Annotated in this window: 9 protein-coding genes; 6 read left to right on the top strand and 3 right to left on the bottom strand. The window is 60.8% G+C overall.

What is annotated here, in order from left to right; translation table 11 throughout:
* On the bottom strand, positions 1-72 hold a 72-nt coding region (locus tag DBR24_RS32205), incomplete at its 3' end, for a hypothetical protein (RefSeq protein ID WP_256591485.1).
* Between the two features lie 804 nt (positions 73-876).
* Between DBR24_RS32205 and speB the strand changes: the two genes are divergently transcribed.
* The 6 genes from speB (at position 877) to DBR24_RS14685 (ending at position 6,472) form a co-directional block, all read left to right on the top strand.
* The gene (gene speB / locus DBR24_RS14710) at positions 877-1,827 is read left to right on the top strand and encodes an agmatinase (protein ID WP_003222717.1); all 951 of its coding nucleotides are present in this window, start codon (positions 877-879) and stop codon (positions 1,825-1,827) included.
* Between the two features lie 10 nt (positions 1,828-1,837).
* The gene (locus tag DBR24_RS14705; RefSeq protein WP_128615126.1) at positions 1,838-2,260 is read left to right on the top strand and encodes a nuclear transport factor 2 family protein; all 423 of its coding nucleotides are present in this window, start codon (positions 1,838-1,840) and stop codon (positions 2,258-2,260) included.
* 56 nt (positions 2,261-2,316) lie between these two features.
* Positions 2,317-3,819: a cytosine permease gene (locus tag DBR24_RS14700; protein WP_123465607.1), complete on the top strand. Its 1,503-nt coding sequence runs from the start codon at positions 2,317-2,319 to the stop codon at positions 3,817-3,819.
* Positions 3,820-3,988: 169 nt separating this feature from the next.
* Complete coding sequence (locus DBR24_RS14695; RefSeq protein ID WP_123465604.1) at positions 3,989-5,368, top strand: sodium:solute symporter; 1,380 nt, start codon at positions 3,989-3,991, stop codon at positions 5,366-5,368.
* 86 nt (positions 5,369-5,454) lie between these two features.
* On the top strand, positions 5,455-6,180 hold the full coding sequence (locus tag DBR24_RS14690) for an MBL fold metallo-hydrolase (protein WP_128615125.1): 726 nt from the start codon (positions 5,455-5,457) through the stop codon (positions 6,178-6,180).
* Positions 6,181-6,223: 43 nt separating this feature from the next.
* Positions 6,224-6,472: an acyl carrier protein gene (locus DBR24_RS14685; protein WP_128615124.1), complete on the top strand. Its 249-nt coding sequence runs from the start codon at positions 6,224-6,226 to the stop codon at positions 6,470-6,472.
* A gap of 188 nt (positions 6,473-6,660) precedes the next feature.
* Here DBR24_RS14685 and DBR24_RS32200 read toward each other — a convergent pair whose 3' ends face one another.
* Together DBR24_RS32200 and DBR24_RS31050 are read right to left on the bottom strand one after the other, a co-directional pair.
* Positions 6,661-6,789, bottom strand: coding sequence for a PA1414 family protein (locus tag DBR24_RS32200; protein WP_007914492.1), 129 nt, complete (start codon positions 6,787-6,789; stop codon positions 6,661-6,663).
* A gap of 142 nt (positions 6,790-6,931) precedes the next feature.
* Positions 6,932-7,262 (bottom strand): LysR substrate-binding domain-containing protein (locus DBR24_RS31050; protein ID WP_256591484.1); only part of this gene is annotated, 331 nt, incomplete at its 5' end.

Raw genomic sequence — 7,262 nt, 5'->3', positions numbered from 1 at the left:
GGCGAAGCCTTGATGGCGCACGACACTGACGAAGATGCGCAACAGTTTCAGGTCGGGTAAAGCGTTGGCCATGTCTACTCCGGGCTTTAGAGATGTGTCGCCTGATAGAACCTTCCCTCACCCCAGCCCTCTCCCGGAGGGAGAGGGAGCTGATCTCCATGGCTTTCAAATCCTGAGTTCGACTCGATTTTTCAGGTCGATACAAATTCCGCTAACAACACGCTCGGCCCCCTCTACCTCCCGGCGAGGGGCTGATCTCCATGGCTTTCAAATCCTGAGTTCGGCTCGATTGTTCAGGTCGATGCAAATTCCGCTAACAACATGGTCGGCTCCCTCTACCTCCCGGCGAGGGGCTGATCTCCATGGCTTTCAAATCCTGAGTTCGGCTCGATTATTCAGGTCGATGCAAATTCCGCTAACAACACGCTCGGCCCCCTCTACCTCCCGGCGAGGGGCTGATCTCCATGGCTTTCAAATCCTGAGTTCGGCTCGATTGTTCAGGTCGATGCAAATTCCGCTAACAACATGGTCGGCTCCCTCTACCTCCCGGCGAGGGGCTGATCTCCATGGCTTTCAAATCCTGAGTTCGGCTCGATTGTTCAGGTCGATGCAAATTCCGCTAACAACATGGTCGGCTCCCTCTCCCTCCGGGAGAGGGCTGGGGTGAGGGCAACAATGTTCAGCCTGGCCAGAATCCCGAGACCGCAAAGTCTAATCCCGGCGTCGCCATTAGTTTAGAAAAATCTGAACTAAGTTTTTGCCCGTAGCGATTCTTCCGCCGCACTACATTTCGCAGAATCGGTCCCACAGCGGCGCCCGGACCTCCCCTGCACGGCGCGCCGACATAAATAAAACAATGACGATGAGGCCCTACCCGTGGACAAGATTCTTCACCAACCACTGGGCGGCAACGAAATGCCGCGCTTCGGCGGCATCGCCACCATGCTCCGACTCCCCCATGTACCGACTGCTGCCGGCCTGGACGCGGCCTTCGTTGGCGTGCCCCTGGACATCGGCACGTCGCTGCGCCCCGGCACCCGCTTCGGGCCACGCGACATCCGCACCGAATCGGTGATGATCCGCCCGTACAACATGGCCACCGGCGCCGCCCCGTTCGACTCGCTGTCGGTCGCCGACATCGGTGACGTGGCGATCAACACCTTCAACCTGCTCGACGCCGTGCGCATCATCGAAGAAGCCTACGACAACATCCTCGAGCACAACGTGATCCCGATGACCCTGGGTGGCGACCACACCATCACCCTGCCGATCCTGCGGGCGATTCACAAGAAGCACGGCAAGGTCGGTCTGGTGCACATTGATGCGCACGCTGACGTCAACGATCACATGTTCGGCGAGAAGATCGCCCACGGTACGACCTTCCGTCGCGCCGTCGAAGAAGGCCTTCTGGACTGCGACCGCGTGGTGCAGATTGGTCTGCGCGCGCAGGGCTACACCGCTGACGACTTCAACTGGAGCCGCGATCAGGGCTTCCGCGTTGTTCAAGCCGAAGAGTGCTGGCACAAGTCGCTGGCGCCACTGATGGCCGAAGTGCGCGAGAAAGTCGGTGGCGGTCCGGTGTACCTGAGTTTCGACATCGACGGCATCGACCCGGCGTGGGCACCGGGCACCGGCACCCCGGAAATCGGTGGCCTGACGACCATTCAGGCGATTGAAATCGTCCGTGGCTGCCAGGGCCTCGACCTGATCGGTTGCGATCTGGTAGAAGTCTCGCCGGCTTATGACACGACCGGCAACACCTCGCTGCTGGCCGCCAACCTGCTGTACGAAATGCTCTGCGTACTGCCTGGCGTGGTCCACCGCTGAGGGTTCGGCCATGAACGAACGTGATCAGGTTCTGAAAGCGGCTGCCGATCTGGTGTCCGCCTTCGCCCGCAACGATCGCGAAGCTTACTTCGGCGCGTTCAGCGCCGATGCGAGTTTCGTGTTCTACACCCTCGAACAGCCCCTGCTGTCGCGCGATGCCTATCAGGCCTTGTGGGACCGCTGGCGCGCCGAGGATGGCTTTGAAGTGCTCTCGTGCACGTCGAGCAACGCCTTCGTCAGCCTGCAAGGTGATGTGGCGATTTTCATCCATGACGTGGCCACCGAGCTGCGCATGCAAGGGGAGCAACACTTCAGCCAGGAGCGCGAGACGATTGTTTTCAAGAAACAAGCGTCGAGCCTAGAACAACAAGGCCATTGGCTGGCCTGCCACGAACATTTGTCCGCAATGCCGGAAGGGCTGCCATCCCCTTAGCCAAACAGGTGACGCCACACGCACGATGAGGCGCGCCTTTATGATCGGAGCAGATCATGAATAACAACAACAACGACCAAAGCCTTACGCAAATCGAAACCCACGGGGTCGAGCAGATCCCGGACCACGAACGCACCGCAGGCCCGACGGACTTGTTCCGGATGATCTTCGGTGGTTCGAACACCTTTGCCACCGCCGTGCTCGGCAGTTTCCCGGTGCTGTTCGGCCTGTCTTTTCAGGCTGGCGTCTGGGCGATTGTGCTGGGCGTGCTGCTGGGTTCGCTGATCCTCGCACCGATGGGCCTGTTCGGCCCGATCAACGGTACCAACAATGCCGTGTCCTCCGGTGCGCACTTCGGCGTGCACGGGCGGATCGTCGGTTCATTCCTGTCGCTGTTGACCGCTATCGCGTTTTTCTCGCTCTCGGTGTGGAGTTCGGGGGATGCGCTGATCGGTGGTGCGAAACGCCTGATCGGTTTGCCGGAAACCGACCTGACCCTGGGCCTGGCCTACGGTCTGTTCGCGATTCTGGTGCTGACCGTGTGCATCTACGGCTTCCGCTTTCTGCTGTGGGTGAACAAGATCGCGGTGTGGAGCGCCAGCCTGTTGTTCCTGCTGGGCATCTTCGCCTTTGCCGGTCCTTTCGACGTGAATTACGCCGGCACGGTGAGCCTCGGTCAACCGGGCTTCTGGGCGGCGTTCATCGGCGCTGCGCTGGTGGCGATGAGCAACCCGATTTCCTTCGGTGCGTTCCTCGGCGACTGGTCGCGCTACATCCCGCGTGACACCTCCAAGCAACGGATCATGGCCGCCGTGGTGCTGTCGCAGATCGCCACGTTCATCCCGTTCCTGTTCGGTCTGGCCACCGCGACCATTGTCGCGATCAAGGCACCGGACTACATCGCGGCGAACAACTACGTGGGCGGTTTGCTGGCGGTGTCGCCGAGCTGGTTCTTCCTGCCGGTGTGCCTGATTGCGGTGATCGGTGGCATGTCCACCGGCACCACTTCGCTGTATGGCACCGGGCTGGACATGTCCAGCGTGTTCCCGCGCGTGCTGTCGCGGGTCAAGGCGACGCTGCTGATCGGCGTGCTGTCGATTGCCTTCATCTTCATCGGGCGCTTCGCGGCGAATCTGGTGCAAAGCGTGTCGACCTTCGCTGTGCTGATCATCACCTGCACCACCCCGTGGATGGTGATCATGATCATCGGCCTGCTGGTACGTCGCGGCTTCTACTGCCCGGACGACCTGCAAGTGTTCACCCGTGGCGAACAGGGCGGCCGCTACTGGTTCAACCACGGATGGAACTGGCGTGGTCTGGGCGCGTGGATCCCGAGCGCGGCGGTTGGCCTGTGCTTCGTCAACCTGCCGGGGCAGTTCGTCGGCCCGCTGGGCGAGATGGCCGGTGGCATCGACATCAGCTTGCCGGTGACCCTGGGCCTGGCGTCGGTGGTGTACCTGACGCTGCTGAGCCTGTTCCCGGAACCACGGGAAGTGTTCGGCCCGAAGGATGCCCGCAGCCAAGTCGGGGAACCGTCGACTAAAGCGCAAGCCGCCTGAGTAAACGCCTATCCCCTGTGGGAGCGAGCTTGCTCGCGAAAGCGATCTTTCAGTCACATCACTTTTGAATGTGCCGACGCCTTCGTCGGATCGCCGCCCGGAGCGAGCTCGCTCCCACAGGAGACTGAATTCAGCCTCACATAAAAAAGACAATCGGAGACACGCCATCATGGCTTTGGATTTATTCGTCGTCCTCATCTACGCCGCCGGCATGCTCTTGCTCGGCTACTACGGCATGCGCAAGGCCAAGACCAACGAGGACTTTCTGGTCGCCGGGCGTAACCTCGGCCCAAGCCTGTACATGGGCACCATGGCCGCGACCGTACTCGGTGGCGCGTCCACCGTCGGCACCGTGCGTCTGGGCTATGTGCACGGCATCTCCGGTTTCTGGCTGTGCGCGGCACTGGGCTGCGGCATCGTCGCGCTGAACCTGTTTCTCGCCAAACCGTTGCTGAAACTGAAGATCTACACCGTTACCCAGGTCCTGGAAAAACGCTACAACCCGATGGCCCGCTCGGCGAGCGCGGCGATCATGCTGGCCTACGCGCTGATGATCGGCGTGACCTCGATCCTGGCGATCGGCACCGTGCTGCAGGTACTGTTCGGCCTGCCGTTCTGGATCTCCGTGCTGCTTGGCGGTGGTGTGGTGGTGATCTACTCGGCGATTGGCGGGATGTGGTCGCTGACCCTGACCGACATCGTCCAGTTCATCATCAAGACCGTCGGCCTGATGTTCATCCTCTTGCCGATCTGCCTGTACCGCGTTGGCGGGTGGGACGAACTGGTGCTGAAGCTGCCGGCAGCGGCGTTCAACTTCACCACCATCGGCTGGGACACGATCATCACCTACTTCATGATCTACTTCTTCGGCATCCTGATCGGTCAGGACATCTGGCAACGGGTGTTCACCGTCAAGACCGCCAAAGTCGCCCAATACGCCGGCAGCCTCGCCGGTATCTATTGCATCCTCTACGGTCTGGCCTGCGCGCTGATCGGCATGGCTGCGCACGTGCTGATCCCGGATCTGGACAACGTCAACAACGCCTTCGCCGCCATCGTCAAACTGTCGCTGCCGGACGGTATCCGGGGCCTGGTGATCGCCGCTGCGCTGGCGGCCATGATGTCCACCGCCAGTGCCGGCCTGCTCGCGGCGGCCACCACCCTGACCGAAGACCTGCTGCCGAAACTGCGTGGCGGCAAACAATCGAGCCTGGGCATCAACCGCCTGTTCACCTTGCTGACCGGTGTCGTGGTTCTCGGCATCGCGCTGGTGGTGAACGATGTGATCAGCGCCCTGACCCTCGCCTACAACCTGTTGGTGGGCGGCATGCTGATCCCGCTGATCGGCGCGATTTTCTGGAAACGTGCGACCACTGCCGGCGCTATCGCCAGCATGGGTCTGGGTTTCGCCACCGCGCTGCTGTTCATGTTCAAGGACGGTCTGGATGCCAACACGCCGATCTACTACAGCCTGGCGGTCGGCCTGGTGAGTTTTGTAGTGGTCAGCCTGGTCTCCCCTCGTCCGGCAACCGCGGCGAGCGCGATCTAAGCTTCGATGTAACGACTTGATGCTTTCTTCGACGGGTGTGGCGTCGGTTGCCACACCCGTTTTTTTGGTCTGGAGAAACAGTGAATATGAAGATCGTTCCCCGCGATCAATGGTTTGAAGTGCAGACGTTGAGCGATGGCATCCGGCTGATTCATGAGCCGTACATTCGCCCGTTCTATCGCTGCAACCTTTGGCACGTTCAGGGCCGCGACAAAGACTTGTTGCTGGACAGCGGCTCGGGGCTGGTCAGCCTGCGCGAGCAGTTGCCGTGGATCACCGAGCGGCCGCTGGTGGCAGTGGCCAGTCATTGCCACTTCGACCATATTGCCGGGCATCACGAATTCGCCGAACGTCTGGTGCATCCGGCCGAGGCGGATATTCTCGCCGCGCCGGATGGCGAGAATGACTTGAGCCGCGCCTTCGTCGGCGATGACATGTTCGAGGCGCATCCCGATTGCCCGTTGTGCTACGCCGAATACCGGGTCAAGGCTGCGCCGGCCACCGGATGGGTCGAGGACGGCGACGTGCTGGACCTGGGCAACCGCACGCTGCAAGTACTGCACACACCGGGGCATTCACCGGGCGGAATCAGCCTGTACGAAGCCGCGACGCAAACCCTGTTCAGCGGCGACATCATCTACAACGGGCCGTTGATCGAAGACGCCTACCACTCCAATCTGCATGATTACGCCGCCAGCCTGCGCCGCTTGCAGGCATTGCCGGTCCGTACCGTTCATGGCGGACATTTCGGCAGTTTTTCCGGCGAGCATTTGCGTTCGATGATTGACGAATGGTTGCGCGGTCACGCGTGAGGCCTGCTGTACTCAAGCAAGAAAACAACTAGAAATATCTGCCATGAGAAGAGCTGCCGTGCGTGCCGCCGTGCACCGATACATTCGGCGCCTGCTGGAGTCGCGTGAATTCACCGACAACACCAGCCTGGTGCAATTGGGCCTGGAAAAGGCGGATATCGAAGATCTGATCTTTCATCTGGAGGATGAATTCGGACTGACGGCATTCACCGCCGAGGAAGACCGGATGCTCAAGACCGCGAAAACGGCGAAGGACTTGAGCCGGTTTTTGCTGGAGATTGGCAGGCATTGAGAGGATTTGCCAAACACGTCCACAGGGCTGAGATAAAACCCTGTGGCGAGGGAGCTGGCTCCCACGGAGCTGCGCAGCAGCCGCCAATTGTGCCTGACAGACGTTGCTCACTGACTTTACGACTGCTGCGCAGCCGACCGCGAGCAAACTCCCTCGCCACAACTAGTGGCACTCACAGGCTGATTTACCTACCGGCGCCGTTGTTGACGGCGGCGCTGCTCGTCATCGGTGCGAATCGGTACAGGTTGCAGAGGCGGTTCGATCAAGCCGAGGGCGACACCCAAGTCGTGCAGCCAGTTTTGAATTTTCTCTTTCATCGTCATGCCCCCTTCAGGGTGGTGCTGAGCGGCCGGAATTCTGAGGCCGCTTCGCACTGATAATAGTCCGAAGTCCTACGCAATGCTCGGGCAAATCCGCAATGATCTGTTACTGAATTGAACAGAATTCGCGGGCATGGGTTCACGCCGTTTCTCGCGCTTCAATCTGAGCCGCAGGATAGACAGCCTGCTGCACCTCGACCCACGCGTTCAGGTTGGCGCCGACCATGCCCTTGCGCCACATGAGCCATGTTGTCGCACCCACGAATGGCTCGGCCAACAGGTGCGCGGCGACACTCTCGCGCCCAGGCAGACTGGCGAGCATCGACTCCGACATCAGCGCGACCCCACTGCCGGCAATCACGCAGGCGAGCATGCCCTGGTAGGACTCGATCTCCATCGCGCGGCCCATCGTCGCGTGATAGTGCGAAAACCACGCCTCCAGGCGCATGCGGTAGGAACAGCCACGACGA

The organism is Pseudomonas sp. HMWF006, assembly GCF_003061205.1.
GTDB classification, from domain to species: Bacteria; Pseudomonadota; Gammaproteobacteria; order Pseudomonadales; family Pseudomonadaceae; genus Aquipseudomonas; species Aquipseudomonas monsensis.
Note: the sequence above shows the minus strand (reverse complement) of the source record. Positions and strands in the feature narration are given on the sequence as shown.

Excerpts from the sequence above, each read along its gene's own strand:
- DBR24_RS14690 (WP_128615125.1), top strand. The coding sequence starts at position 5,455 with ATGAAGATCGTTCCCCGCGATCAATGGTTTGAAGTGCAGACGTTGAGC.
- DBR24_RS14685 (WP_128615124.1), top strand. The coding sequence starts at position 6,224 with ATGAGAAGAGCTGCCGTGCGTGCCGCCGTGCACCGATACATTCGGCGC.
- DBR24_RS14695 (WP_123465604.1), top strand. The coding sequence starts at position 3,989 with ATGGCTTTGGATTTATTCGTCGTCCTCATCTACGCCGCCGGCATGCTC.
- DBR24_RS32200 (WP_007914492.1), bottom strand. The coding sequence starts at position 6,789 with ATGAAAGAGAAAATTCAAAACTGGCTGCACGACTTGGGTGTCGCCCTC.
- DBR24_RS14705 (WP_128615126.1), top strand. The coding sequence starts at position 1,838 with ATGAACGAACGTGATCAGGTTCTGAAAGCGGCTGCCGATCTGGTGTCC.
- DBR24_RS14700 (WP_123465607.1), top strand. The coding sequence starts at position 2,317 with ATGAATAACAACAACAACGACCAAAGCCTTACGCAAATCGAAACCCAC.